At 55.1% G+C, this 23,411-nt stretch carries 26 protein-coding genes; 19 read left to right on the top strand and 7 right to left on the bottom strand.

All coding sequences use genetic code 11. The features are described from left to right. The first annotated feature begins 226 nt into the window (after positions 1 to 226). Positions 227 to 1,138, top strand: coding sequence for a dTDP-4-dehydrorhamnose reductase (gene rfbD, locus F7R27_RS15475; RefSeq protein WP_151705170.1), 912 nt, complete (start codon positions 227 to 229; stop codon positions 1,136 to 1,138). Between the two features lie 2 nt (positions 1,139 to 1,140). Here rfbD and F7R27_RS15470 read toward each other — a convergent pair whose 3' ends face one another. After that, positions 1,141 to 2,208 (bottom strand): carboxysome shell carbonic anhydrase domain-containg protein, encoded by a 1,068-nt coding sequence (locus F7R27_RS15470; RefSeq protein ID WP_151705169.1) that lies wholly within the window; start codon positions 2,206 to 2,208, stop codon positions 1,141 to 1,143. A 207-nt stretch (positions 2,209 to 2,415) separates the two neighbouring features. Here F7R27_RS15470 and F7R27_RS15465 point away from each other — a divergent pair, with 207 nt between their 5' ends. Both F7R27_RS15465 and F7R27_RS15460 read left to right on the top strand, forming a co-directional pair. Next, on the top strand, positions 2,416 to 3,537 hold the full coding sequence (locus F7R27_RS15465; protein WP_151705168.1) for a 1-acyl-sn-glycerol-3-phosphate acyltransferase: 1,122 nt from the start codon (positions 2,416 to 2,418) through the stop codon (positions 3,535 to 3,537). Next, positions 3,534 to 4,268 carry a lysophospholipid acyltransferase family protein gene (locus F7R27_RS15460; RefSeq protein WP_151705167.1) on the top strand — a complete coding sequence of 245 codons (735 nt, stop codon included), beginning with the start codon at positions 3,534 to 3,536 and terminating at the stop codon, positions 4,266 to 4,268. The genes F7R27_RS15465 and F7R27_RS15460 overlap by 4 nt, the downstream gene beginning before the upstream one ends. Before the next feature lie 83 nt (positions 4,269 to 4,351). On the opposite strand, the gene fabB is transcribed toward F7R27_RS15460, so the two are convergent. The 3 genes from fabB to ispB all read right to left on the bottom strand — a co-directional run bounded on the left by fabB (position 4,352) and on the right by ispB (position 7,387). Continuing rightward, positions 4,352 to 5,569, bottom strand: a complete 1,218-nt coding sequence (fabB, locus tag F7R27_RS15455; RefSeq protein ID WP_151705166.1) for a beta-ketoacyl-ACP synthase I — start codon at positions 5,567 to 5,569, stop codon at positions 4,352 to 4,354. 109 nt (positions 5,570 to 5,678) lie between these two features. Beyond that, positions 5,679 to 6,194 (bottom strand): bifunctional 3-hydroxydecanoyl-ACP dehydratase/trans-2-decenoyl-ACP isomerase, encoded by a 516-nt coding sequence (gene fabA / locus F7R27_RS15450; RefSeq protein ID WP_151705165.1) that lies wholly within the window; start codon positions 6,192 to 6,194, stop codon positions 5,679 to 5,681. A gap of 224 nt (positions 6,195 to 6,418) precedes the next feature. Next, a complete protein-coding gene (ispB, locus tag F7R27_RS15445) occupies positions 6,419 to 7,387 on the bottom strand; it encodes an octaprenyl diphosphate synthase (RefSeq protein ID WP_151705164.1) in 969 nt (322 codons plus the stop codon). Between the two features lie 298 nt (positions 7,388 to 7,685). Here ispB and rplU point away from each other — a divergent pair, with 298 nt between their 5' ends. From rplU to proB, 4 genes are all read left to right on the top strand, one after another. Beyond that, positions 7,686 to 7,997, top strand: a complete 312-nt coding sequence (gene rplU, locus F7R27_RS15440; protein ID WP_151705163.1) for a 50S ribosomal protein L21 — start codon at positions 7,686 to 7,688, stop codon at positions 7,995 to 7,997. Positions 7,998 to 8,038: 41 nt separating this feature from the next. Then, complete coding sequence (gene rpmA / locus F7R27_RS15435; RefSeq protein WP_151705162.1) at positions 8,039 to 8,296, top strand: 50S ribosomal protein L27; 258 nt, start codon at positions 8,039 to 8,041, stop codon at positions 8,294 to 8,296. A gap of 148 nt (positions 8,297 to 8,444) precedes the next feature. Next, positions 8,445 to 9,638 carry an Obg family GTPase CgtA gene (gene cgtA, locus F7R27_RS15430; RefSeq protein ID WP_151705161.1) on the top strand — a complete coding sequence of 398 codons (1,194 nt, stop codon included), beginning with the start codon at positions 8,445 to 8,447 and terminating at the stop codon, positions 9,636 to 9,638. A gap of 13 nt (positions 9,639 to 9,651) precedes the next feature. Next, positions 9,652 to 10,776: a glutamate 5-kinase gene (gene proB, locus F7R27_RS15425; RefSeq protein ID WP_151705160.1), complete on the top strand. Its 1,125-nt coding sequence runs from the start codon at positions 9,652 to 9,654 to the stop codon at positions 10,774 to 10,776. Between the two features lie 156 nt (positions 10,777 to 10,932). On the opposite strand, the gene rpsT is transcribed toward proB, so the two are convergent. Further along, the gene (gene rpsT, locus F7R27_RS15420) at positions 10,933 to 11,196 is read right to left on the bottom strand and encodes a 30S ribosomal protein S20 (protein WP_151705159.1); all 264 of its coding nucleotides are present in this window, start codon (positions 11,194 to 11,196) and stop codon (positions 10,933 to 10,935) included. 273 nt (positions 11,197 to 11,469) lie between these two features. Here rpsT and murJ point away from each other — a divergent pair, with 273 nt between their 5' ends. The 7 genes from murJ (at position 11,470) to F7R27_RS15385 (ending at position 18,723) form a co-directional block, all read left to right on the top strand. Beyond that, positions 11,470 to 12,963, top strand: a complete 1,494-nt coding sequence (murJ, locus tag F7R27_RS15415) for a murein biosynthesis integral membrane protein MurJ (protein WP_151705275.1) — start codon at positions 11,470 to 11,472, stop codon at positions 12,961 to 12,963. Between the two features lie 135 nt (positions 12,964 to 13,098). Then, entirely contained in the window at positions 13,099 to 14,061 is a 963-nt protein-coding gene (gene ribF, locus F7R27_RS15410) for a bifunctional riboflavin kinase/FAD synthetase (RefSeq protein WP_151705158.1), read from the top strand. Continuing rightward, positions 14,058 to 16,877, top strand: a complete 2,820-nt coding sequence (gene ileS / locus F7R27_RS15405; RefSeq protein WP_151705157.1) for an isoleucine--tRNA ligase — start codon at positions 14,058 to 14,060, stop codon at positions 16,875 to 16,877. Before ribF ends, ileS begins: the two co-directional genes overlap by 4 nt. A gap of 10 nt (positions 16,878 to 16,887) precedes the next feature. Beyond that, positions 16,888 to 17,400: a signal peptidase II gene (gene lspA, locus F7R27_RS15400; protein ID WP_151705156.1), complete on the top strand. Its 513-nt coding sequence runs from the start codon at positions 16,888 to 16,890 to the stop codon at positions 17,398 to 17,400. Then, entirely contained in the window at positions 17,397 to 17,831 is a 435-nt protein-coding gene (locus F7R27_RS15395; protein ID WP_151705155.1) for an FKBP-type peptidyl-prolyl cis-trans isomerase, read from the top strand. Before lspA ends, F7R27_RS15395 begins: the two co-directional genes overlap by 4 nt. Positions 17,832 to 18,164: 333 nt before the next feature. Next, entirely contained in the window at positions 18,165 to 18,476 is a 312-nt protein-coding gene (locus F7R27_RS15390; RefSeq protein WP_151705154.1) for a BrnT family toxin, read from the top strand. Then, entirely contained in the window at positions 18,451 to 18,723 is a 273-nt protein-coding gene (locus F7R27_RS15385) for a BrnA antitoxin family protein (protein WP_151705153.1), read from the top strand. Before F7R27_RS15390 ends, F7R27_RS15385 begins: the two co-directional genes overlap by 26 nt. A 108-nt stretch (positions 18,724 to 18,831) precedes the next feature. Here F7R27_RS15385 and F7R27_RS15380 read toward each other — a convergent pair whose 3' ends face one another. Then, positions 18,832 to 19,128: a hypothetical protein gene (locus F7R27_RS15380; protein WP_151705152.1), complete on the bottom strand. Its 297-nt coding sequence runs from the start codon at positions 19,126 to 19,128 to the stop codon at positions 18,832 to 18,834. 456 nt (positions 19,129 to 19,584) lie between these two features. Here F7R27_RS15380 and F7R27_RS15375 point away from each other — a divergent pair, with 456 nt between their 5' ends. Genes F7R27_RS15375 through thiO form a run of 5 tightly spaced genes read left to right on the top strand, consistent with a single transcriptional unit; the run spans position 19,585 to position 22,791 of the window. Next, positions 19,585 to 20,070: a prepilin-type N-terminal cleavage/methylation domain-containing protein gene (locus F7R27_RS15375; protein WP_206060529.1), complete on the top strand. Its 486-nt coding sequence runs from the start codon at positions 19,585 to 19,587 to the stop codon at positions 20,068 to 20,070. Then, a complete protein-coding gene (locus tag F7R27_RS15370) occupies positions 20,070 to 20,624 on the top strand; it encodes a PilW family protein (RefSeq protein ID WP_151705151.1) in 555 nt (184 codons plus the stop codon). The genes F7R27_RS15375 and F7R27_RS15370 overlap by 1 nt, the downstream gene beginning before the upstream one ends. Before the next feature lie 5 nt (positions 20,625 to 20,629). After that, a complete protein-coding gene (locus tag F7R27_RS15365) occupies positions 20,630 to 21,079 on the top strand; it encodes a PilX N-terminal domain-containing pilus assembly protein (RefSeq protein WP_151705150.1) in 450 nt (149 codons plus the stop codon). After that, positions 21,076 to 21,648 carry a GspH/FimT family pseudopilin gene (locus tag F7R27_RS15360; protein WP_151705149.1) on the top strand — a complete coding sequence of 191 codons (573 nt, stop codon included), beginning with the start codon at positions 21,076 to 21,078 and terminating at the stop codon, positions 21,646 to 21,648. The genes F7R27_RS15365 and F7R27_RS15360 overlap by 4 nt, the downstream gene beginning before the upstream one ends. Positions 21,649 to 21,690: 42 nt before the next feature. Continuing rightward, on the top strand, positions 21,691 to 22,791 hold the full coding sequence (thiO, locus tag F7R27_RS15355; RefSeq protein ID WP_151705148.1) for a glycine oxidase ThiO: 1,101 nt from the start codon (positions 21,691 to 21,693) through the stop codon (positions 22,789 to 22,791). Between the two features lie 43 nt (positions 22,792 to 22,834). Here thiO and F7R27_RS15350 read toward each other — a convergent pair whose 3' ends face one another. Then, positions 22,835 to 23,410: a DUF3299 domain-containing protein gene (locus F7R27_RS15350; RefSeq protein WP_151705147.1), complete on the bottom strand. Its 576-nt coding sequence runs from the start codon at positions 23,408 to 23,410 to the stop codon at positions 22,835 to 22,837. Position 23,411: the final 1 nt, after the last annotated feature.

The following is a 23,411-nucleotide window of genomic DNA, read 5'->3' as shown; positions in this document are numbered from 1 at the left end:
CAGTTCCCTTGGGGGCGATGCAGCTTATGTTCCTGAAATCGCGCACTTTATGGCTATCGTGCCGGTTACCCCTGTTATTGTAGTCGATATCCACTGCAGGAAAAGGTACTGCTTGATCTGTATATATCCCTGCTATAGGCTTTGCTGCTGCCTGCCATATCGGTATTCTAGGGCATGAAGTGTTATGCAGTGTGTTTGAATAGTGTCCTGATCAGGAGTCGCATGATTGTTTGGAGAACCGGTAAAGTTATTAATTACTGGCGCTGAGGGCCAGGCCGGCAGTGAAATTGCTCGTCTGGCGGATGCCGATCCTGATTTCAATGTCCTGGCACTCGGGCGCAGGAAGCTGGATGTGACCAGTGAACAGAGCATTCAGGCGCAGTTGGATGCGTTTTTGCCCGATTACGTGATCAACTGCGCGGGCTTTAATCGCGTTGATGCGGCTGAGCATAATCCTGATCTGGCCTTCAGTATCAATGCCGAAGGGCCGAGGCTGCTGGCGCTGGCTTGCGGTGAGCTGTCGATTCCGATGCTGCACCTGTCCACCGACTATGTGTTTGATGGGCAGTATGCCAGCGGCTATACGGAAGACTATGAGACAGCCCCGTTGGGTATCTATGGGCTCAGTAAACTGCAGGGCGAGGAGGCGATACGTCAGGTGCTGCCACGCCATATTATTCTGCGCACCAGTTGGCTGTTCAGTGAGAGCGGCGACAATTACATGTTGCGACTGCTTGATCAGGCGCGGCGGCAGGAGGTAATTCATGCCTACAACGATCGCCGCGGCTGTCCGACGCCAGCAAGTGATCTGGCGCGTGTTGCTATCGCAATCCTCAAACAGCTCAGCAATGGTGCCGAAGGCTGGGGTACTTATCACTACTGTGGTGCTGAAGTTACCACTCGCTATGGCTTCAGCGAGACGATTATTGCAGCTGCACGGCAATACGAGGAGCTGGCAGTGATAGATCTGGTGCCGGTATCCTCTGATGAATACCCCAGCGATGCACAGCGACCAGCTTCCTGTGTGCTCAAGTGCAAGAAGATTCTCAATACTTTCGGTGTCCGACAACGCCCCTGGCGCAGTGAGCTGCAACGCCTGATCCGGCACTACTATGAGTCCCGGGTCGAGGTGCTCTGAAGTCAGTTAACCTGCTGATCCAGCAGCTCAAGTCCGCGTGTCTGCCAGTTCAGAATCGCGGTGCGTCTGATCATTTTGTCAGCCAGATCAGGGAACTGCTGAATGATCGTCTGGGCGGCAAAATCAGACAGGAATCTGGACTTGAGTGTTGCACGCGCCTTGTCGACCCCCGGCTCATGATAGGGGGTGGATGCCAGCAACAGGAAGCCATCATCCGGTAATCTGCCCTGTGCCATATTGTTGCGAATGATCTGGGCGGCCGTTCCGATCGGCTCTGCCAGATTGGGGCTGTAGGGTCCGACAATCAGAGCTATATTCGGGACATGCAGGAAGTCAAAGCCTCTGCCGACACAGATCACCCACTCCCGATGCTCGATATCGAGTGCTCTGGCCACCCCTTTCAGGGAGCTGACGTGTGCATGGTTGCCGCGCAGCAGTGGCAGCAGATCCTGACGCACCTGTCCCGGCATATCGGGAAACAGGTTCGCAACATGTCCGTCAAGCGCATCACACTGCTCATGTGTAATATCGGCAATATCCAGTAGCTGTTCGTCATTGCCATGTACCACCAGCGCATCCAGATCGGTTTCAAAGCCACAGACCACCGGGTAGACGGTCTGGTGCTCCTGTCCAAAAATCGCCTCTACCTGGGCTTTGATCTCATAGGCATGATCTATGGCTGCCTGTTTGTTGCAGTTGAATCCGGCACAGCCTCTGGACGGAGCACCGCGAGAGTAGTGGTAGGTGATCAGCAGCAGGACTCTGCGCCCCTGGCTGACTGCAGCATGGACACTGTCGGCCAGCATTTCACCAAGATAGGGCCAGCCGAGGTTGAAGATCCCGCCAAGATTTCTGAAGGGGGCGATGATGCCCAGTGGCGTGCGTGTGGCATAGGGTATGTGGATCCGACCATCCATGCATTTGAGTACGATCACATGAGTGGGATGTCTGGCCAGATAGCGCTCTCTGGCAAGCATCGCTTCAGGGCTGGAGAACTGTTCTGAATGGCGTTGGCTGAGTTCCATCAACCAGTCTATTCGTTGTGAAATGGATTGCATGTGAACTGGCATGTTATCTCCTCAATCAGCTGTCGGCTGACTGACGATAGCGCCGATCTGCATTGTCTGGCAAGCTCTGTTGTCCAGACAGGCGTGTCAGAGCTGAGCAGGGCTGAAGAAAACGGGATAAGAAGGTGCTCGGCTGATACTTTAACTGCATTTAACCCCGGAAAAGGATAAAATACCGGCTTTTGTGCTCCGAGGCTAACAAGAAAAAGCATGAGTGAAGAGAATCTGACCGCCGACCCCTTTCAGGCGATTCGCCCTTATCGGGATGATGAAGTTGCTGCTGTATTGGCCAGGATGTTGCGAGATAACGAATTGATTGATGTGATCACACATTATCAGTTTCCGCGCCTGCCAAAGTGGGTAAGACGTCTGTTGCGCCCTGCGATCAGAATAGCACTGGCGACACGTGTTGGTGATGTGGAGTCTGTTCGCGATTTTCAGCTGATGATTGCCTCCTACATGAGCAAGATGATTGCCAGAAGCACAACGAAGCTGAGTGTTTCGGGTATCGAAAAGCTGGACCCATCCGAGGCCTACCTGTTTGTATCCAATCATCGGGATATTGCCATGGACCCGGCTTTTGTGAACTGGGCGCTATACCAGTACAAGCTGAATACCGTGCGTATCGCCATAGGGGACAACCTTCTGCGCAAGCCTTATGTTTCGGATCTGATGCGCTTGAACAAGAGTTTCATTGTGCGTCGATCCATCAAGGCGCCACGTGAGATGATGGCTGCGATGGTGCAGTTGTCGGAATATATTGATCACAGCATCGCCACGGGCCATTCGGTCTGGATTGCGCAGCGCCAGGGCCGCTCCAAGGATGGTAATGATCGCACCGATCCAACCCTGATGAAGATGTTCTACATGGCGCATCGGAACAAACGCACCCTCTGTGAGATGGTGGATCGCCTGAATATTGTGCCTGTCTCCATCTCCTACGAGTATGATCCCTGTGATGTGTTCAAGGCACGGGAGCTGGCTGCGATTGCCGAACATGGTCATTATGAGAAGGGGCAGTTCGAGGATATCGACAGTATCGTCAAGGGCATTACCGGCCAGAAAGGGCATGTTCATGTGGCCTTCGGAGATGTGTTGAAAGGTGAGTTTGAGACACCTGATGCGCTGGCAAAGGAGGTAGATCGACAGATTCATACCAGTTATTATCTACATCCCTCCAATCTGGCGGCAGCTGGTGAAGAGGTATCAGCGGCCGAGGCAAAACAGTTTGAAGAGAGAGTGTCTCAGGTTGAAGGGCAGGCCTGTGACTTCCTGAGGAAAATGTACGCCTATCCGGTTGCCAACCGGCGTCTGGCAGAGGGGGGCGCATGAGGTCGGGTGTTCTACTGAAGTTCAGGGCAGTGCTGTTTGCGCTGGGCTTCTATCCTGTCACTATTCTGTTTGCTCCTTTTTGCCTGCTACTGGGGCCTCTGCTCTCGTTCAGGCAGCGCTTTGTCTTTTTTACCGCGATCAATTACTTCTATATTTTCTGGTTACGGGTGACTTGTGGCTTGAAGGTGGAGGTGAGCGGACGCGAGAACCTTCCGCAGGAGGGCGCATTTGTCGCAGTGGCCAACCATCAGAGTGAGTGGGAGACCCTCTACCTGCAATTGCTGGTGCGTCCTCAGGCAGTAGTGCTCAAGCGAGAGCTGTTGAAAATACCTCTGTTTGGCTGGGCACTTGGCATGTTGAACCCTATTGCGCTGGACCGTTCAAAACCTCGCGATGCACTCAAGCAGTTATTGCAGCAGGGCAGTGAACGGCTCAAGGATGGCGTTCCGGTGCTGATTTTTCCGCAGGGCACACGCGTACCTGTCGGAAAAATGGGGCGTTTCAACAAGGGGGGCACGATGCTGGCGGTCAGTAATCAGGTGCCGATAGTCCCTATCGTGCATGATGCGGGGCGTTACTGGCCGGGGAAATCCTTTATCAAATATCCGGGTGTGGTCAAGGTGCGGATCGGAAAACCGGTAGCGGTTGAGGATCGTCCGGTTGATGAGATACATGCCGAAGTGATGGGGTGGATTGAGCAGGAGATGGTGAAGCAGGAGTCGGGCGCCTGAGTCTGAATCTGATCTGAAAAGTCTGCCTGACGAACCCCGATCAGGGTGTCGTCAGGCAGGGTGTAGTAAGCAGGCAGTTACGATCAGCCGTTGTACTTCTGGAAGATCAGCGTTGAGTTGGTGCCGCCGAAGCCGAAGCTGTTTGACATCACGCGCTCCAGTTTGACATTATCCAGACGCTCGCGGGCAATCGGCATGCCGGCTGCTTCCGGGTCCAGCTCTTCGATATTGGCAGATGCGCAGACAAAGTCATTTTCCTGCATCAGCAGACAGTAGATCGCTTCCTGAACGCCTGTCGCACCCAGAGAGTGACCGGTCAGTGACTTGGTGGAGCTGACGGGTGGCAGCTGGTCACCAAAAACCGCTTTCATCGCCTTAAGTTCCTGAATGTCGCCCGCAGGTGTGGAGGTGCCGTGCGAGTTGATATAGTCGATAGAGCCATCAACCGTTGCCATCGCCTGCTGCATGCAGCGGATTGCGCCTTCACCGGATGGGGCAACCATGTCGTAGCCGTCAGAGGTGGCACCATAGCCGACCAGCTCGCCATAGATTTTCGCACCACGGGCCAGGGCGTGATCCAGATCTTCCAGTACCAGCATGCCTGCACCGCCGGCAATGACGAAACCATCGCGGTTTGCATCATAGGCGCGGGAGGCTTTTTCCGGTGTGTCGTTGTATTTGCTGGACAAGGCGCCCATCGCATCAAACATGACGCTGAGGGACCAGTGCAGCTCTTCGCCACCACCGGCAAAAACGATATCCTGTTTGCCCATCTGGATCTGCTCCATCGCATTACCGATGCAGTGTGCGCTGGTGGCGCAGGCAGAGGTGATGGAGTAGTTGATACCCTTGATCTTGAACGGGGTAGCAAGGCAGGCGGAGACGGTGGAGCCCATCGTGCGTGTGACACGGTAGGGTCCTACACGGCGTACGCCCTTGCTTCTGAGGATGTCGGCTGTTTCGACGATATCGGCAGAGGAGGCGCCACCGGAACCTGCGATCAGACCGGTTCGTACATTGGATACATCACTCTCTTCCAGACCTGAGTCTTCAATCGCCTGCTTCATCGCCAGATAGGAGTAAGCGGCGGCATCGCCCATGAAGCGGAGCAGTTTGCGATCGATCAGGCTTTCAAGATCCAGATCGATACTGCCAGCGACCTGACTGCGAAAGCCCAGCTCTTCATACTCAGGCTGAAATTTTATGCCGGACCGGCCCAGTTTCAGGGACTCAAGAACGGTTGCTTTATCAGTGCCCAGGCAGGACACAATTCCCATACCGGTGACTACTACGCGTCGCATGTGCAGTCTCTCTCTAATTCTTGTACTTTGCTGTGTACGTGTTTTGGATTATGCCCCGAGTGTTCAGTTCGGGGCTCACATCATGATCGTCAGTTTCTGTATAGCTGAATCAGAAGCTGTCTGTCGAGGTAAAGAGGCCAACCCGCAGGTCCTTGGCGGTATAGATCTCGCGGCCATCAACGCACATGGTTGCATCGGCAATTCCCATGACCAGCTTGCGCTCAATCACGCGCTTGAGCTGGACATGGTAGGTGACTTTTTTAGCGCTTGGCAGAACCTGGCCGGTGAACTTTACCTCACCTGCCCCCAGCGCCCGGCCGCGACCCTTGTTGCCTTTCCAGCCCAGATAGAAACCGACAATCTGCCACATGGCATCAAGGCCCAGGCAGCCGGGCATGACCGGGTCGGTCGGGAAATGGCAGTCAAAGAACCAGAGATCGGGATGGATATCCAGCTCGGCAATGATTTCGCCCTTGCCGAATTCGCCTCCGGTTTCGTTGATTTCCAGGATGCGGTCCATCATCAGCATATTGCCGACAGGGAGGCGGGCGTTACCTGGCCCGAACATCTCGCCATGGCCGCATTTAAGAAGGTCTTCGCGTTCGAATGATGAAGGTCTAGTCATGTGAAGCTGTTTATCCAATGGCTATTTTTGTCAAATTTTGATCGGATTATACCGGTTCATCCAGATTGAAGCACGACTTGTGCCTCAGAAAGTATGAAGTTGACGCTTTTTGGCTGATATATGAGGGTTGTTTCGGGGAGGATGGCGGACTGAGCAGTGCTCGCTTCCGCCTCGAGGGTTCGGCTATGGATGGATCAGCTATGGATTGTCCGGTTATGCGTGGCTCAACTGTTGCGCGATACGGCAAGGTTGGCAATGTCGGTCAGTGTATCGCGAAAAGAGGATTCGGGCAGGTTTTCAAGCGCCGCAATGGCCAGTCTTGACTGCTCATGTGCCTGCTCGCGTGTGTAATCCAGGCCGCCTGTGCGCTGTACGATATCCAGTATCGGTTGCAGATCGTCCAGGCCGCCGCTGCGGATGGCGTTGCGTACCATTTGACAATCTTCTTCCGAGCCGGTTTTCATGGCGTGGATCAATGGCAGCGTGGTTTTGCCTTCGGCCAGATCGTCGCCGGTATTCTTGCCCATCTGATCGGATGAGGAGACGTAATCCATCAGATCATCGATCAGCTGGAAGGCGATGCCCAGGTGGCGACCATACAGGCGCAGTGCTTCACGCTCAGTGGCTGAGGCGTTTGCAAGTATTGCACCGCACTCCGATGCCGCCTCAAACAGCATGGCGGTCTTGCCCAGTATCACCTGCATATAGGCATCTTCTGTGATGCCCGGGTTGCGCTGGTTAAGCAACTGCAGCACTTCGCCCTCTGCGATCACTGTGGTGGCGTTGGAGATAATGCGCATGATCTCCATGCTGCCGATATCAACCATTAACTGGAAAGCGCGTGAATAGAGGAAGTCGCCGACCAGAACGCTGGGAGCGTTGCCCCACTTGGCATTGGCGGTGGCATTACCGCGGCGCAGTTCTGAGTTGTCCACCACGTCATCGTGCAGCAGCGTGGCGGTATGGATGAATTCAATCACCGCGGCCAGTTCGATGTGGCGTGAGCCCTGGTATTGGCAGGCGTTGGCGCTGAGCAGTACCAGCAGCGGACGCAAGCGCTTGCCGCCGCTCTCGACTATGTAATGCCCCATCTTTTCCACCAGTGGGACATTCGATCCCAGGTGATTGAGGATGAAGTCCGTCACGGCGTCAAACTGGGGTTCTATAATAGGGTTTAGCTGATGTGGCTGCATGAGTCGATGCTGGTATGAACAGATTCGTTCCGAGCATGCTAGGGAGAAGGGCGCCCCCTGTCAAGAAAAGGGCTTTCGTGTAAAATGGCTCAGCGTTTAATTAACGGTCGATAGTGTTGAATGTGGGATGATCTGGCTGTATAATTGCGCGCCCTGAACCTATCCATATTTCGCTCCCTGTCATATGGTGTCGAGTTGTCTCCATGGAGATGATCGATCTGGTCCATATAAGGTGGATCAAGCCATTAGAAGCAGGTGTCGTTCTAGTAGCCGGATGGGTCATTAATCGGAGAATATTATGTTTGCAGTGATTGTAAGTGGCGGTAAGCAGTACCGTGTACAGGAAGGTCAGACTCTGAAGCTGGAAAAGCTGACTGCTGAGCAGGGTGCCAATGTTGAGTTTGATCGTGTGCTGCTGGTCAGCAACGGCGACGACGTTAAAGTCGGTGCGCCAGTTGTTGAAGGTGCCAAAGTGTCTGCAGAAGTTGTGGCTCACGGCCGTGGCGACAAGGTGACTATCATCAAGTTCCGTCGTCGTAAGCACCACATGAAGCGCCAGGGCCACCGTCAGTGGTTTACTGAAGTCAAGATTACAGGCATCAGCGCCTGATTCAGGCTTTGATACCGACAACCGAATAGGAGATTGATACAATGGCTCATAAGAAGGCGGGTGGTTCCACGCGTAACGGCCGCGACTCACAGTCCAAGCGTCTGGGTGTTAAGCGTTTCGGCGGTCAGGCAGTTCTGGCGGGCAATATTCTGATTCGTCAGCGCGGAACCAAGTTCCATGCGGGTGAGAATGTTGGTTGTGGCAAGGATCACACACTGTTTGCTAAAGCAGCTGGCGTGGTCAAGTTTGAGGTTAAGGGTGCTAACAAGCGTAAATACGTTAGCATCGTTCCAGCCTGAGCAGACAGCCAGACCTGAAAAAAAGCTCCGCCCAGGCGGAGCTTTTTTCGTTTGTAGCATGTGCAGTGGGTTGGTCATGCGAAGTATAGGTCGGTTGGCTGTTCTTTCGGGCAGTTGATCGGATTCAGTTTACCTTTCGGGGGGTGTTATGAAGTTTGTCGATGAAGCGTTGATTACCGTTGAAGCCGGTAAAGGTGGTAACGGGTGTATGAGCTTTCGGCGTGAAAAATTCATCCCGAAAGGTGGGCCGGATGGTGGTGATGGCGGCGATGGCGGCTCGGTATATGTCGAGGCGGATGCCGGTCTGAATACGCTGGTTGATTACCGTTTTACCCGTTATTACAAATCGCAGAATGGTGAGTCGGGTCGTGGCAGTAACTGTACCGGCGGCAAGGGTGAAGATCTCGTTCTGATGGTCCCGGTTGGCACGACGGTTGTGGATGTCGATACGGATGAGGTGTTGGCAGATCTCACTGTAATCGGTCAGCGTGAAAAAATTGCTCAGGGTGGTTTTCATGGTCTGGGTAACACGCGTTACAAGAGTAGTGTCAATCGCTCTCCGCGCCAGACCACCAAGGGCTCGCCCGGGGAGTTGCGTAACCTGCGTCTGGAGTTGAAGGTGCTGGCGGATGTTGGTCTGTTGGGTTTGCCAAATGCGGGTAAATCGACGCTGATCCGCTCTGTTTCCTCGGCTAAGCCAAAGGTGGCGGACTATCCTTTCACCACGCTGGTGCCGAATCTGGGCGTGGTCAGAACTGAAGCGCATCGCAGCTTTGTCGTGGCAGATATTCCCGGCATCATCGAGGGTGCTGCCAAGGGTGCCGGGTTGGGGATTCGCTTCCTCAAACATCTGGCGCGTAACCGTGTGTTGCTGCATCTTGTGGATATGGCGCCCTGGGATGATATGACTCCGGCAAAAGCGGCGCAGACTGCTGTGGCTGAGTTGACTCGCTTCAGTGCAACGCTGGCGCAGCAGCCACGCTGGCTGGTGCTGAATAAACTGGATCTGCTCCCGGAAGAGGAGCAGGAGTCTGCTTGTCAGCAGGTGCTGGACGCGCTGCAGTGGGATGGTCCTGTGTATAGGGTGTCGGCGCTGAATAAGATGGGCCTGCAGAAGCTGGTGCACGATCTGCAGGATTTCCTCGATGCGCGGGTTGAGGCGATTGCCGAAAATCCCGAGATACTGGAGCAGGAGCGCGCAACGCGTGAGGTGATTGATCGTGAGGCGCGTGAGAACCTTGATCGTCTGCGTGCCGAGCAGAGGGCCAAGAAGGATGATGATGACTGGGATGATGATTTTGACGACGATGATTACGACGTTGAAGTTGAATGGGTACGCTGACGGAGAGAAGTAAGTGAGCGCTGCACGCGAAAAGTTGGCAAAAAAAGGACGTTGGGTTGTCAAGATTGGCAGCTCGCTGTTGACGAATGATGGCCAGGGGCTTGATCAGGCGGCTATTTCGCGCTGGGTTGAGCAGTTGGTTAAGTTGCGTAGTGCCGGGATGGAGTTGATTCTGGTTTCATCCGGTGCGGTTGCGGAGGGGATGACTCGTCTGGGTTGGCGTGATCGACCCAGTGAGGTGCATCGCTTGCAGGCGGCCGCTGCTGTCGGTCAGATGGGTCTGGTGCAGGCGTATGAGGCTAATTTCATGCGTCATGGCATCCATACGGCGCAGATACTGCTGACGCATGATGATCTGTCCAATCGTCGCCGTTACCTGAATGCGCGTTCAGCGATGCGCACACTGATCGAGCTGGGTGTCATCGCGGTGGTAAACGAGAATGACACGGTAGCCACGGATGAGATCCGCTTTGGAGATAATGACACGCTGGGAGCTCTGGTGGCGAATGCGGTTGAGGCAGATGCGCTGATACTGCTGACCGATCAGAGCGGGTTATTTGATTCAGACCCGCGCAGCAATCCGAATGCGCGCTTTATTTCCGAGGCGCGTGCTGACGATGAATCTCTGGTCGCCATGGCCGGTGGTGGTGGCAAGCTTGGTCGTGGTGGTATGGCAACCAAGGTGCGTGCGGCTAAGCTGGCGGCGCGCTCTGGCGCGGTGACGGTGATCGCCAGTGGGCGCGAGCCGGATGTATTGCTGCGGCTGCATCAGTCGGAGTTGCTCGGAACCCTGTTGACGCCAGAGCGTGAGCCTATGGCGGCGCGTAAGCAGTGGATTGCAGGTCAGTTGCAGGCGCGTGGTGCGCTGGTGATTGATGCCGGAGCTGTTGCGGCGCTGACCCGTTCTGGGCGTAGTTTGTTACCGGCGGGTGTACGCAGCGTCAGTGGTGATTTCTCGCGTGGTGAGATGGTGATGGTGGTGGATGAGTCAGGGCGCTTGATAGCCCGTGGCCTGGCTAATTATGGTGTAGAGGATGCGGGTCGTATTGTCGGCCGCTCCAGTCGTGAAATCGAGTCAATACTCGGTTTCATGGGGGAGGAGGAGTTGGTGCATCGGGATAATATGGTGCTGGCCTGAGCTTCAGGTCAGAGCCTCTTTGCGCAGGCTGGTAGAGTGTGCTGGCAGGGCGTGCAAAAAAAGAAAAGCAAAAACATAAAAACCGGCGCAAGCCGGTTTTTATGTTTCAGGCAGACTGCAGGCCGTAACGCGGGGCGTACGGCAGGCTGAAATGGCTTACGCCAGTGCCTTGATCTTGGCAGTCAGACGGCTCTTGTGGCGGGCCATCTTGTTCTTGTGGAAAATGCCTTTGGATACAGAGCTGTCCAGAATTGGCTGGGCAACTTTGAAAGCATCCTGTGCAGCGGCTTGATCACCGGCATCGATTGCTTTGATGATTTTTTTCAGATAAGTGCGTGCCATGGAGCGCAGGCTAGCGTTTTGTTGACGACGCTTCTCCGCCTGGCGGGCACGTTTACGGGATCCTGCGGAATTCGCCACAGTCTGGCTCCTTAAAACTTTAGTTGATCAGCAATATACGGCGCCATTGGTGCCGAAAATTAGACGCGAGATTATTCATGTTAATGGCGCCTTTGTCAACTCTAACCCGAGAGTTTTTTGCACTGTCACTGCATACGCTTGTTTCAGCTTGGGACAAAGACAGCTATTATCGGCGCCAGAGTTTATCTTACCATTTCGGGAGTTGAAGTGCAGGTGTCTGAGCAGGAAAAGAAACGTCCGGGTCTGTTGCGCTCAAGCGGGATAGTCGGTCTTATGACAATGATCTCCCGTGTGCTCGGACTCGCCAGGGATGTCGTGATCGCCAACTATTTCGGTGCCGGTGGTCATGCGGATGCTTTTTTTGTCGCGTTCAAGATTCCCAACTTCATGCGCAGGCTGTTTGCCGAGGGCGCTTTTTCCCAGGCCTTCGTGCCGGTACTGTCGGAATACAGGACGCAACGTGATCTGGCGGCTGTCCAGCAGCTGGTGAATAGAGTGGCGGCAAGTCTCGGCATGACGTTGATCATGGTGACGATCCTTGTCGTACTCGCTGCGCCGGTACTGGCGGCGATCTTTGCGCCCGGTTTCTATCTGGCCGATGATGAGCGCTTCCATATGGCCTCTCAGATGCTGAGGATTACCTTCCCTTATCTGATGCTGATCTCGCTTACTGCCTTCTGTGGGGCGATTCTCAACAGCTACGAGCGCTTTGCCGTGCCGGCGTTCACTCCGGTGTTTCTGAATCTGTCGCTGATCGTAGCGGCTGTATTTCTCAGTCCGATGTTTGATCCACCGATTCTGGCGCTCGCCTGGGGTGTGTTGATGGCGGGTGTGGTGCAGTTGCTGTTTCAACTGCCCTTTCTGGCGCGTATGCGTCTGTTGCCGAAGCCCGAGCCGGTGTTGAATGATGAGGGCGTCAAGCGAATCTTGCGTCTGATGGTGCCGGCGCTGTTCGGCGTATCGGTGGCGCAGATTAATCTGATGCTGGATACGATACTGGCATCATTCCTGCAAAACGGCAGTGTCTCCTGGCTCTACTACTCGGACCGCCTGGTCGAGTTGCCGCTGGGAGTGTTTGGTATTGCCATCGCCACGGTGATTCTGCCCAGCCTTTCGCGCAAGCATGCCGGCAAGAATGCGCTGGAGTTTTCTCAGACGCTGGATTGGGGCTTGCGCATGCTGCTGCTGATCGGGATTCCGGCTGCGTTGGCGTTGATGGTGCTGGCTGGCCCATTGATCGCCACATTGTTTCATTATGGCGAGATGACGGATCGCGATGTATACATGTCGGCGATGAGCCTGCGTGCCTATTCCGTAGGATTGCTCGCCTTCATGCTTATCAAGGTGCTGGCGAGCGGGTATTTTTCCCGTCAGGATATGAAAACGCCGGTGCGCATCGGTATCTGGGCGATGGTGGCGAATATGGTGCTGAACCTGATACTGGTCTGGCCACTGGATCATGTCGGGCTGGCGCTGGCGACTTCGCTGTCGGCTTTTCTGAATGCGGGGCTCCTGCTGCATGGCCTGCTACGCAGTGATGTGTACCAGTGGCAGCCTGGTTGGGGTGTGGCGCTGTCGCGGATGCTGGTGGCCAATCTGGTGATGCTGGCGTCTCTGTTCTGGCTGATCGGCGATATTCAGGTGTGGCTGCAGGGCGATATGTGGTCAAAAATATGGCATATGACACTGCTGGTGATGGTCGGAGGAATTGCGTATCTGCTGACGTTGGTGCTGTGTGGGTTGAGGTTGCGTCATCTGCGTGCATGACTTGATGCAAAGATTCGTGCATGGCTTATTGCATAAACTGCTGCATAAGTTGTGCCGAATGTGATCTTGGGGCTGATCATTGCTGCCTCAGTGCGCTATACTATGGCGTTTTAATTTTTGCAACAAGTTGGCTGAATGGAACTGATCCGGGGCTTACATAACCTGCGTGACAAACACCGTGACTGCGTCGCCACTATCGGTAACTTCGATGGTGTGCATCTTGGGCATGTGCAGATCTTGTCGCAGGTGAAGGCAAAGGCGGCGGAGCTGGGGCTGCCCAGTGTCGTCATCATCTTTGAGCCGCAGCCGCGTGAGTTTTTTGCCGGTGTGAATGCTCCCCCAAGGCTGACGCGCTTTGATGAAAAAGTAAGGCTGCTGCGGGCGGAAGGTATAGACCGTGTGCTGTGTCTGACCTTCAACTCGCGCTTGCGCTCCATGTCGGCAGATGCGTTTGTCGAAGAGTTGCTGCTGAAGGGGCTTAACGTCAAGTATTTTGTCGTGGGAGATGACTTCCGCTTTGGCTGTGATCGCAGCGGTGATTACGCCATGCTGAAGCAGGCGGGCGACCGCCATGATTTCAGTGTCGCGAATACGGAAACCTATCTGATCGATGGTGAACGTGTCAGCAGTACCCGGATCAGAGAAGCACTGATGCGGGCGGATTTTGTTGAGGCGGAGCGGTTGCTTGGTCGCCCATATCGGGTGACAGGGCGTGTCCAGCATGGACAGAAGCTCGGTCGACAGATCGGCGTACCGACAGCCAATGTCAGAATGCACCGCTTTCGCTGCCCCTTGCAGGGGGTATATGTGGTGGAAGCCAGTGTCGGTGCTCAATGCTGGCAGGGTGTCTGCAATGTCGGCATGCGCCCCACGGTGAACGGTACTCAGCCGGTGCTGGAAGTTCATCTGTTCGATTTTTCCGGCAATCTGTATGGCCAGTTGATGCAGGTGAAGTTTCTGCACTTTTTGCGTCCTGAAGTGAAATTTTCTGGCCTCGATAGCCTCAAGACACAGATCAATATTGATAAAGACAGTGCTCGTGCCTGGCTCGTCCAGCAAGGCCGGGTGGATCGCCAATCTGGAAGTGACCTGATATGACCGATTACAAAGCAACACTGAATCTGCCCGATACCGAGTTTCCGATGCGCGGAAACCTGCCCCAGCGCGAACCGGGGCGTCTCGCTCGCTGGGCTGAGCTGGATATTTATCGCAAGCTGCGTGAAGAGGGCAAAGGGCGTCCAAAGTTTGTTCTGCACGATGGCCCTCCTTATGCCAATGGCAGTATTCATATCGGTCATGCGGTCAACAAGGTGATCAAGGATATGATCGTCAAGTCGCGCACCTTGAGTGGCTTTGATGCTCCCTATGTGCCCGGCTGGGACTGTCATGGTCTGCCGATTGAGCACAAGGTAGAGACTCAGATAGGGCGTGCCGGTGATAAGGTGCCTTACCGCGAGTTCCGCCAGCGTTGCCGTGATTATGCCGCTGAGCAGGTTGCCGGTCAGAAAGCTGACTTTATCCGTCTGGGTATCGTGGGTGATTGGGAAGATCCCTATCTGACCATGAACTTCAAGACAGAAGCGAATATTGTGCGGGCGTTGGGTCGCATCATCGCTAATGGTCATCTGGTCAAGGGTTACAAGCCGGTTTACTGGAGTGTGGTCGGGCAGTCCGCACTGGCAGAGGCCGAAGTTGAATATCAGGAAAAAACCTCTATCGCGATCGATGTACGTTTTACGACAGTGGATCAGGCTGCGGCTCTGGGCAAGTTTGCCGTAACTGAAGGCGAAGGCCCGGTATCAGTAGTGATCTGGACCACAACGCCCTGGACCATCCCGGCGAACCAGGCTGTGTCGCTGCATGCGGAGCTGGATTATGCGCTGGTGCAACTGCGGGTTGATCAGGGCTCGCAGGAGCGGCTGGTAGTGGCGGCTGACATGGTGGATGACATCATGGCGCGCTGGGGCGTGCAGCAGTATCAGGTGCTGGGGCGTTGCCCGGGTCAGGATCTGGAGCATCTGTTGCTGCAGCATCCGCTGTATGAACGTCAGGTACCGGTCATTCTCGGTGATCATGTCACGACGGATGCCGGTACCGGTGCCGTTCACACGGCTCCCGATCATGGTATGGAAGACTTTGTGGTGGGTCAGACTTATGGTCTGGGCACGCTGAATCTGGTGCAGGCCAATGGCACCTATACCGATGCAGCCGGTGAGTTCGCGGGTATGCATGTGTACAAGGTGGATGAGCCGATTTGCACAGCGCTGGAGCTCAAGGGTGCACTGGTGCATCAGAAGAAATTCCAGCACAGCTATCCGCACTGCTGGCGTACCAAAACGCCGCTGATCTATCGCGCGACACCTCAGTGGTTTGTGTCGATGGATGACAAGGGGCTGCGCACGCAGGCGCTCGATGCGATCAAGGGTGTACAGTGGTTCCCGGAGTGGGGCCAGCAGCGTATCGAAGGCATGGTTGAGCAGAGCCCTGACTGGTGTGTATCGCGCCAGCGTACCTGGGGTGTGCCGATCGCCGTGTTCACACATAAGGCCACCGGTGAGCTGCATCCGCGTACTGAAGAGCTGATTGAGCAGGTTGCCCTGCGCATGGATCAGGGCGGCATTGATGCCTGGTTCGAGTTGGATGCCTCTGAGCTGTTGGGTGCCGAAGCGGACGATTACGACAAGGTCACCGATACACTGGATGTCTGGTTTGATTCAGGTGTCACGCATCATTCGGTACTGCGCGAGCGTGAAGAGCTGCACTTTCCGGCGGATATCTATCTGGAAGGTTCGGATCAGCATCGTGGCTGGTTCCAGTCCTCGCTGAAAACCTCTATCGCGATCAATGGCTGTGCGCCCTACAAGCAGGTCCTGACACACGGCTTCACGGTCGATGAGAAGGGCTACAAGATGTCCAAGTCTCTGGGTAATGTCATTGCACCTCAGGAGGTCACTGATACGCTGGGTGCCGATATCCTGCGCCTGTGGGTGGCATCAACCGACTATGCCGGTGAGATGGCGGTATCGAAGCAGATTCTGGATCGTACGGCGGATTCCTACCGCCGTATCCGCAACACGGCCCGTTTCCTGCTGGCTAACCTGAATGGCTTTGATCCCGAGCGGGATCTGCTGCAGCCGGAAGAGATGCTGACGCTGGATCGCTGGGCGGTGGATGCCGCGCATCGTCTGCAGCAGAAGGTCTGCGCTGCCTACGAAAGTTACCGTTTTCTGGATGTATACCAGCAGGTTCACCACTTCTGTGTGCAGGAGATGGGCGGTTTTTATCTGGATATCATCAAGGATCGTCAGTACACCACCAAGGCGGATAGTCTGCCGCGTCGCTCCTGCCAGACCGCGCTGTATCATATCGTGGAAGCACTGACCCGCTGGATTGCACCGATTCTGACCTTCACCGCTGAAGAGATCTATGAAGTGCTGCCGGGGCAGCGTCGTGAAACCGTGCTGCTCACCACCTGGTATGACGGTCTGTTCACCATGAACGAAGATGACAAGCTGGGTGTGGCGTTCTGGCAGCGCATGCAGGCGGTCAAGACGGCGGTCAACAAGTGTCTGGAAGATGCGCGTAACGAGAAGCTGGTGAAGGCGTCTCTGGCCGCTGAAGTGGTCCTCTATGTTGATGAATCACTGCAGGCAGACCTGGCGCAGCTGGGGGATGAGTTGCGTTTCGTACTGATCACCTCTGCGGCCGTACTCAAGCCTCTGGCTGAGGGTACTTCTGCCCGTGATACGGATGTTGCAGGGCTCAAGGTGGCGGTGCAGGCCTCTTCACATGCCAAGTGCGGACGCTGCTGGCACCATCGCGAAGATGTCGGTACACATGCCGGGCATGAAGAGCTGTGTGGCCGTTGTATCGAAAACGTGACAGGTGAGGGGGAAAAGCGTCACTTTGCCTGATGCTGCCGTTATGAGCTCAATGATCTCTGTAAGGGCCAGTGCGCTACGCTGGCTCTGGTTAACCCTGCTGGTGTTGGTGCTGGATCTGGTGAGCAAGTATGCGGCAGTTGAGCATCTTGTTTATGCTCAGCCGGTGCCGATCCTGCCCTTCTTTGATCTGACTCTGCTGTACAACTATGGCGCGGCGTTCAGTTTTCTGGCGGGTGCCGGAGGTTGGCAGCGCTGGTTCTTTACGTTGATTGCGGTTGCCGTCAGTATCGCGCTGCTGGTCTGGTTGAGAACGACGCCTGCCAGGCAGTGGTGGGTCGGTTGTGCACTGGCTCTGATACTCGGTGGTGCTCTGGGTAATCTCTACGACCGTATCGTGCATGGTTATGTGGTGGATTTCATCTCTGTGCATTATGGCGGCTGGTATTTTCCCGCTTTCAATATTGCCGACAGTGCGATCACGGTCGGTGCGGTGCTGCTGATAGGCGACATGCTGCTGTCGGGGCGCTCAAAACAGAATGAGGATAAAACATGAGTGTAGCGGTTATTGGTGAAGGTACCCGGGTTACCCTGCATTTCGCCATCAAGCTGCAGGATGGTCAGGTGGTCGACAGTAACTTTGACGGCAATGCCGCCACTTTCGAGTTCGGTGATGGCAAGCTGCCTGAAGGGTTTGAGCAGGCGCTTGTTGGGTTGAAGGTGGGCGACCACCTGGATCTGACCATCGCTCCCGAGCGTGGTTTCGGCATGCATAATCCGAGTAATCTTCAGGTGATGCCGCGCAGTCAGTTTACCGATATGGAGCTGGAACCCGGGCTGGTGATCACTTTTCAGGAGCCAGGCGGTCTGGTACCCGGTGTGGTGGTGGATTTTTCGGACAGCAAGGTGACGGTGGACTTCAACCATCCGTTGGCGGGTAAAACGCTGCTGTTTGAAGTCAAGATACTGAATATCCTGCCGCTGTAAGTCTCTGCTGGCCTGTCAACCCAATTCAGGAATGTCGTGCCGGTACCTGTGTGGTTGACGTCGAATATCTCCGAGGTACGGGCCGCTCCTGCCGCTTCTGGCTGACACGCGACAAGCTCATCCATGAGGGCTCGACTGCCGCCGTCCCTGGCGGCAGACGGTCAGCCAGAAGCGTCAGGAACGACCCTCGCGGGGTGCGGTGCTTGGCCTTTGCCATACGGTTCCAGGGGTGGTCAGAGGCGGGTTTGCGTCGAGGCTGCTCCTACTGTCACCGCTTGACCCGCATTGGTTAGCACTTGTTGACGCTTTTGTATATTCTGATAATATACGTTTATGATCAATTGGGCACAAGTTACTGGTTTTGACTGGGATGAAAGCAACTCCCGCAAGAACGCGGAAAAACACGGTGTAAACCAGTCTGAATCGGAAGAAATTTTTTTTAATGAGCCGCTTCTGGTGCTGAAAGACTCCAAACACAGCCAGACTGAGGTCCGTTTTCATGCCCTTGGTGAAACCGATGATGAGAGATTACTCCATATCACGTTCACACTGAGGCAGAGCGGTACGCTGATTCGGGTTATATCCGCTCGCGACATGCACCGAAAAGAGAGGGCTGTTTATGAGCAAACCAAAAAAGATGCCTGAGTTCAAAACTGAAGCAGAAGAACGGGAATTCTGGGAAACCCATGATTCCACTGACTACCTGGATTGGAGCCAGGCCAAGCCGGCTTCTTTCCCAAAACTGAAACCCTCTACCAAGACGATTTCACTTCGGTTGCCGGAAACCCTGCTTGATCGAATCAAAATCGAAGCTAACAAGCGGGACATGCCCTATCAATCGCTGATCAAGGCTTGGCTTGCAGATGACGTGAACAACAGCCGTCGAACCTGAGGTGCTAGACGCCCACATCACCGGTGGCAAAACCGGAACAAAGCGGAGGTTTTGGCATCCGGTGGATGGCCTGGTTAGCACTGCTCAACTGAACACCTGTGGCTAAAGTCAAAATGGTATTCCGTCCTCGTCTTCTGTTGCACCTGATTCGGTAGGCGGCTCAGGACCAGAAAGAGCGTATTCAACCGGCATCAACTCCCACATCTCATTCTGATGGAGCCAGATCGGATCAGCATTCTCCTCAATGAACTGATCTACAGGAATACCATCCACGGTTGGTGGCCGCTTTATTCTGACTTGCTTACCATTCATAAAGACCCACTGGTATTTCCTTTGCCGCTCTGCTTTCGCGGCTTTCTTTGCTCTCTTTTGAGCCGGAGTGGGCTTTTTCTTAACCTTTGCCATATCTGAACTTTTTTGTGCTTTTCCTCTGCCTTTATAACCAGATCCCCGCTCAGTGACAACACTGCATTCTCGGACTACCCCGAAGTGATGACCTCACTCTATTCGTGATCCCGTCTGCTAACAGCAATCCATCCAATGTGTCTGTGCGCTAACTTGGTCACTCAGGTTTTGGAGTTCGCGCCGAGCTGAGTGTCGGGTGCCGGGGGTGACTATCCGGGGGAGTCCGCAACAGGGATGTTGCGGTCTAGGCTCCAGAGACGGATTTACGCCGACCCCGGATAGGCATACCCGGTGCCCGGCACGGGCCAATGGCACACTCCTTCGTTGCGCCCCTCCAGGGAAAAGGGGACATGGCCGCTTTGGGCTAACTCTGCAGGGCCTGTTCTTGACCCTTCCGGGCAGGCCCGCTATTCTTCTTTGCTGATAAGGATAGATGCTTACTCAAGGATAGAGTAGATGTTAACCACCGATATACGGCCCGTCAGGAGTGCTCCAGGGCGAACTCCTCCGACTCCCATGCCTGCTTTGCGATCGTCGAGCAGGGGATTTACGCTGATCGAAGTCTTGATCACTCTGCTGCTGACAGCTACCACCTTGCTGGCACTGGCATCACTTCAGTTGCGTACACTGCAGCAAACTCATTTCAGTTACCAGCGTACGCTGGCCAACCTTCAGGCCTCAGATCTGATGGAGCATCTATGGCTGGCACGCTGCGCACTGCCTGAAAATCTGTCCGACTTCACCGAGTCGCATCCTGTCTTCCAGACCTGGTATCAGCAACATCAGAGCACCTCTTTTCTGCCGGGCTGGCAGGCTCGGTTGCACTTGCTGAATACTGAACAGCTGCAGTTATCACTCAGTTGGCAGGATCGACAGAGTGAGTTGCTGCAGCAGACCTCGCCCTTGAACTATCCGTTGTTTATTCACAAGGGGAGTTGCTGATGCCATGGAGCAGGCGTTTGCAGCAGGGATTCAGTATGGTGGAGATAATGCTGGCGCTGCTGATCAGCATGATACTGCTGGGTGGGGTGATCAGTGCGCTGCTTGCCAGTCAGCAGACCTATCTGCATAAGCAAAGGTTGGATCGTGAGCAGGAGGTGTTGCGCTTTGTCATGACGCGTCTGGCTGTCTCGATCCGTCAGGCGCAGTTGGTGGCTGAAACGAGTGATGCGCAGCAGCTGATACTGCATGGCGATGGTGGCAGTGGTGTGCGTAACTGTCTGGGTCAGTCGCAGCCAGTGGGTATGGCCTATACCGAACGCTACAGGCTGGATGAAGGCGGATTACGCTGCAATGCTCAGGCCTTGATACAGGGTGTTGCTGCAATCAGATTTGAGTATGGAAGTGACCTGAGTGGTGATGGCGTGTTGCAGGCGCATGAGTTCTTCAGTACACCTGGCTGCTGCCTGCCGACTCTGGCGGTGCGTATCCTTCTGACACTCGAGTCAGGCACTCAGCACCGCGCTCTGGTAGCGCTGCGGTCAGAGGAGGTGTGAGTCACATGAGGCAGCAGAGAGGTGTTGTGCTGCTGACAACCATGATGATCATGGCGGTGATGATGATCATGGCGTTCGGTGCCACTGCAGGCAGTCTGCTGCAGGAGCGTATGTCAGCCAATCAACGTTTCAAGATCATGTCTGATGCGTTGGCGATGCAGGGAGCGGCTGAGGTGCAGGCATGGCTGCAGCTCTCTGATGAGCATTGGGGTGAGGCCGATGAAGCATGGTTGACTCCCCGGCATGTGTTGATCACAGAAGGGGTGGCAGAGGGTGTTATCATTGTCGATCCAGGCCAGGTGGTCTGGGACATGCATGAGATGGAGATGCTGATCTCGGGCAGATTGCAGTCACTTGAAGGCGAGTCCTGGGCGGAAACCCGGCTCCTGATTCGGTTTGTCAGAGCGCAGGATGAGCATCCTGTTGCCTTGATCGGATGGAGTGAGCTGCCATGAAGCAATCAACGGTATTGAGCCGGCCCATTGCGCAGCGAGGTCTGACGCTCTGGGAACTGATGATCAGTCTGGCGCTGCTGGTGGTGCTGTACAGTGTTGCCCTGCCGGCTTTTTCGCAGATGCTTCAGCATGCCCGGCAGGGGGCTGCGGTCGAGCAGATGCAGGGTTTGCTTGCACTGGCACGGATTGAGGCAGTGACAAGGCGACAACAGGTTTCGCTGTGCCGTTCACTGGATGGTGAGTTTTGTGCAGGAGAGGCGCGGGTTGGTCTCTCTGGTAACTGGCCTTATGCGCTGCTGTTTGTCGATATCGAGCGCAGCAGGGTGTTTGATCCGGAGCGCGACAGGCTGCTCAGAGTAGCCACTCTGCCTGATATTCCTGTCAGTTGGAATCGGGGTGACAGTTTGAGTTATCAGCCGGATGGAACGGTCAGTGGTGGATCAAATGGTACTTTTCGCATCCGTACTGCCCGCGGCGATCGCGTGGAGTCGCTGGTTATCTCCCTGGCGGGTCGTGTGCGACGGGAGCGCAGTCAGATGACGCCCGATGAGCTGGCCCTTGAGCCCTGAACAATGCAAAATAGCCTGATTCCAGAATAATACAGGTGAAAGATGAGCGATATACTGATTGCCGGTGGTGGTGTCATCGGCCTGATGCTGGCACGTGAGCTGGCGCAGGCAGGAGCCAGTGTGACACTGGTGGAGCGTGGGCGCTGTGCGCGTGAGTCCTCCTGGGCGGGCGGTGGTATTGTCTCTCCTCTTTATCCCTGGCGCTATTCCGATCCTGTGACTCGCCTGGCGACCTGGTCGCAGACCAGTTATGTGCACCTGGCACAGGAGTTGTTTGCCGAGACAGGCTGTGATCCTGAGTTGCGTCAGAAAGGGATGCTGATGGTGTCGGTGCATGATGAAAATCAAGCGCTGAACTGGGCTGGAACCTGGCATCGTCCATTGATGCGAGTGGACAGTAGCTTCATCTACGCACGAGAACCAAACCTGGCACCGGGCTTCGAATCTGCACTGTGGATGCCCGAGGTCGGCAGCATCCGTAATCCGCGACTGGGTAGAGCGCTGCGTACGAGTGTCGAGCAGCATCCTCTGATTCAACTGCATGAGGAAACTGAGGTAACGGGGTTCGTTCTGCAAGGTGAGCGTATCTGCGGTGTCAGAACCCCTCATGGAAATATCGAGGCTGATCAGACGGTTGTGGCAGGCGGTGCCTGGAGCTCGGGCTTACTGGCGTCACTGGGCATGAAGATTCAGGTTGAGCCGGTAAAGGGGCAGATGATGATCTTCAATGCGCCGGTCGGCTTGATCGATCGAGTGGTGATGCTGGATGGGCGCTATCTGATTCCGCGAAACGACGGACAGATTCTGATCGGCAGCACACTGGAGCATGTTGGGTTTGACAAGCGTGCGACCGAAGAGGCGCGTGACGCGCTGCATCACTCGGCATTGTCGATTGTTCCGGCGCTGGAGCAGTGTCCGATTGCACATCACTGGGCCGGTTTGAGACCAGGTACACCTGACGGGATTCCCTATATCGGGGCGGTGCCGGGTGTTGAGGGTCTGCATCTGAACTGCGGTCACTTCCGTAACGGGCTGGTGTTGGCGCCTGCGTCAACCCGGCTGCATGCGGATCTGTTGCTGGGGCGCCCACCTGTCATTGATCCTCAGGCCTATTCTCCTGCCGGGCGTCTGGAGGCGCTTTAAAAAGCGGCTGAGGTCCCTTGAGTTGTCGAGTGGAGGCTGATCTCTACTCGACCAGCATATCCTCATCGCCATACTCATAAGGTTCGATCATATAAGCTTCAATCCTGTAGCCCGCGGTTCCCATATCATGACTGAAGGTTTCGGTCGTCAGCAGGCCGCTGATCCAGACAGCATCATAAAGGCTTTCTACCCGTGTGCCCGGCTCAAAATGGATGTCGATGATCTGGTTGGATGGCGGCGGCGGGACATGGATACAGGCCCCGAAATAGGGCACCAGAAAGAAGCGTGACACCGTATCTTCGCTGTATTCCAGTGGCACCACAAAGCCCGGGATTCTCACCATCTTCTGATCCAGTTCCGGGACAATCGGTGCAGAAGCCAGCACGCTCATCATGTTGTCGAGCATTTTGTCTGCTTCCGGGCTGAAGTCATCCAGCAGGTCCAGGGTGTTGAGGTCGAAGTCTCCGAACAGATCCTCCAGCGACAAGGTATAATCTTCCGGCATCAGTTCATCCCAGGTCATCTGTACCACCTGTTCACCATTGATCAGGTTACTGTTGGCGGTTCCCGGGAGGATCAGCAGCAGTGACAGCAGCGTAATGTGAAGATGGTGACGCATG

The sequence above is a fragment of the Nitrincola alkalilacustris genome (genome assembly GCF_008973755.1).
GTDB lineage: Bacteria > Pseudomonadota > Gammaproteobacteria > Pseudomonadales > Balneatricaceae > Nitrincola > Nitrincola alkalilacustris.
Note: the sequence above shows the minus strand (reverse complement) of the source record. Positions and strands in the feature narration are given on the sequence as shown.

Excerpts from the sequence above, each read along its gene's own strand:
- F7R27_RS15390 (WP_151705154.1), top strand. The coding sequence starts at position 18,165 with ATGATCAATTGGGCACAAGTTACTGGTTTTGACTGGGATGAAAGCAAC.
- F7R27_RS15385 (WP_151705153.1), top strand. The coding sequence starts at position 18,451 with ATGAGCAAACCAAAAAAGATGCCTGAGTTCAAAACTGAAGCAGAAGAA.
- ribF (WP_151705158.1), top strand. The coding sequence starts at position 13,099 with ATGGAACTGATCCGGGGCTTACATAACCTGCGTGACAAACACCGTGAC.
- thiO (WP_151705148.1), top strand. The coding sequence starts at position 21,691 with ATGAGCGATATACTGATTGCCGGTGGTGGTGTCATCGGCCTGATGCTG.
- fabA (WP_151705165.1), bottom strand. The coding sequence starts at position 6,194 with ATGACTAGACCTTCATCATTCGAACGCGAAGACCTTCTTAAATGCGGC.
- F7R27_RS15380 (WP_151705152.1), bottom strand. The coding sequence starts at position 19,128 with ATGGCAAAGGTTAAGAAAAAGCCCACTCCGGCTCAAAAGAGAGCAAAG.
- rpmA (WP_151705162.1), top strand. The coding sequence starts at position 8,039 with ATGGCTCATAAGAAGGCGGGTGGTTCCACGCGTAACGGCCGCGACTCA.
- rplU (WP_151705163.1), top strand. The coding sequence starts at position 7,686 with ATGTTTGCAGTGATTGTAAGTGGCGGTAAGCAGTACCGTGTACAGGAA.
- fabB (WP_151705166.1), bottom strand. The coding sequence starts at position 5,569 with ATGCGACGCGTAGTAGTCACCGGTATGGGAATTGTGTCCTGCCTGGGC.
- F7R27_RS15365 (WP_151705150.1), top strand. The coding sequence starts at position 20,630 with ATGAGGCAGCAGAGAGGTGTTGTGCTGCTGACAACCATGATGATCATG.
- lspA (WP_151705156.1), top strand. The coding sequence starts at position 16,888 with ATGAGCTCAATGATCTCTGTAAGGGCCAGTGCGCTACGCTGGCTCTGG.
- ispB (WP_151705164.1), bottom strand. The coding sequence starts at position 7,387 with ATGCAGCCACATCAGCTAAACCCTATTATAGAACCCCAGTTTGACGCC.
- ileS (WP_151705157.1), top strand. The coding sequence starts at position 14,058 with ATGACCGATTACAAAGCAACACTGAATCTGCCCGATACCGAGTTTCCG.
- F7R27_RS15350 (WP_151705147.1), bottom strand. The coding sequence starts at position 23,410 with ATGCGTCACCATCTTCACATTACGCTGCTGTCACTGCTGCTGATCCTC.
- cgtA (WP_151705161.1), top strand. The coding sequence starts at position 8,445 with ATGAAGTTTGTCGATGAAGCGTTGATTACCGTTGAAGCCGGTAAAGGT.
- F7R27_RS15465 (WP_151705168.1), top strand. The coding sequence starts at position 2,416 with ATGAGTGAAGAGAATCTGACCGCCGACCCCTTTCAGGCGATTCGCCCT.
- F7R27_RS15360 (WP_151705149.1), top strand. The coding sequence starts at position 21,076 with ATGAAGCAATCAACGGTATTGAGCCGGCCCATTGCGCAGCGAGGTCTG.
- F7R27_RS15370 (WP_151705151.1), top strand. The coding sequence starts at position 20,070 with ATGCCATGGAGCAGGCGTTTGCAGCAGGGATTCAGTATGGTGGAGATA.
- murJ (WP_151705275.1), top strand. The coding sequence starts at position 11,470 with ATGACAATGATCTCCCGTGTGCTCGGACTCGCCAGGGATGTCGTGATC.
- F7R27_RS15395 (WP_151705155.1), top strand. The coding sequence starts at position 17,397 with ATGAGTGTAGCGGTTATTGGTGAAGGTACCCGGGTTACCCTGCATTTC.
- F7R27_RS15470 (WP_151705169.1), bottom strand. The coding sequence starts at position 2,208 with ATGCCAGTTCACATGCAATCCATTTCACAACGAATAGACTGGTTGATG.
- F7R27_RS15460 (WP_151705167.1), top strand. The coding sequence starts at position 3,534 with ATGAGGTCGGGTGTTCTACTGAAGTTCAGGGCAGTGCTGTTTGCGCTG.
- F7R27_RS15375 (WP_206060529.1), top strand. The coding sequence starts at position 19,585 with ATGTTAACCACCGATATACGGCCCGTCAGGAGTGCTCCAGGGCGAACT.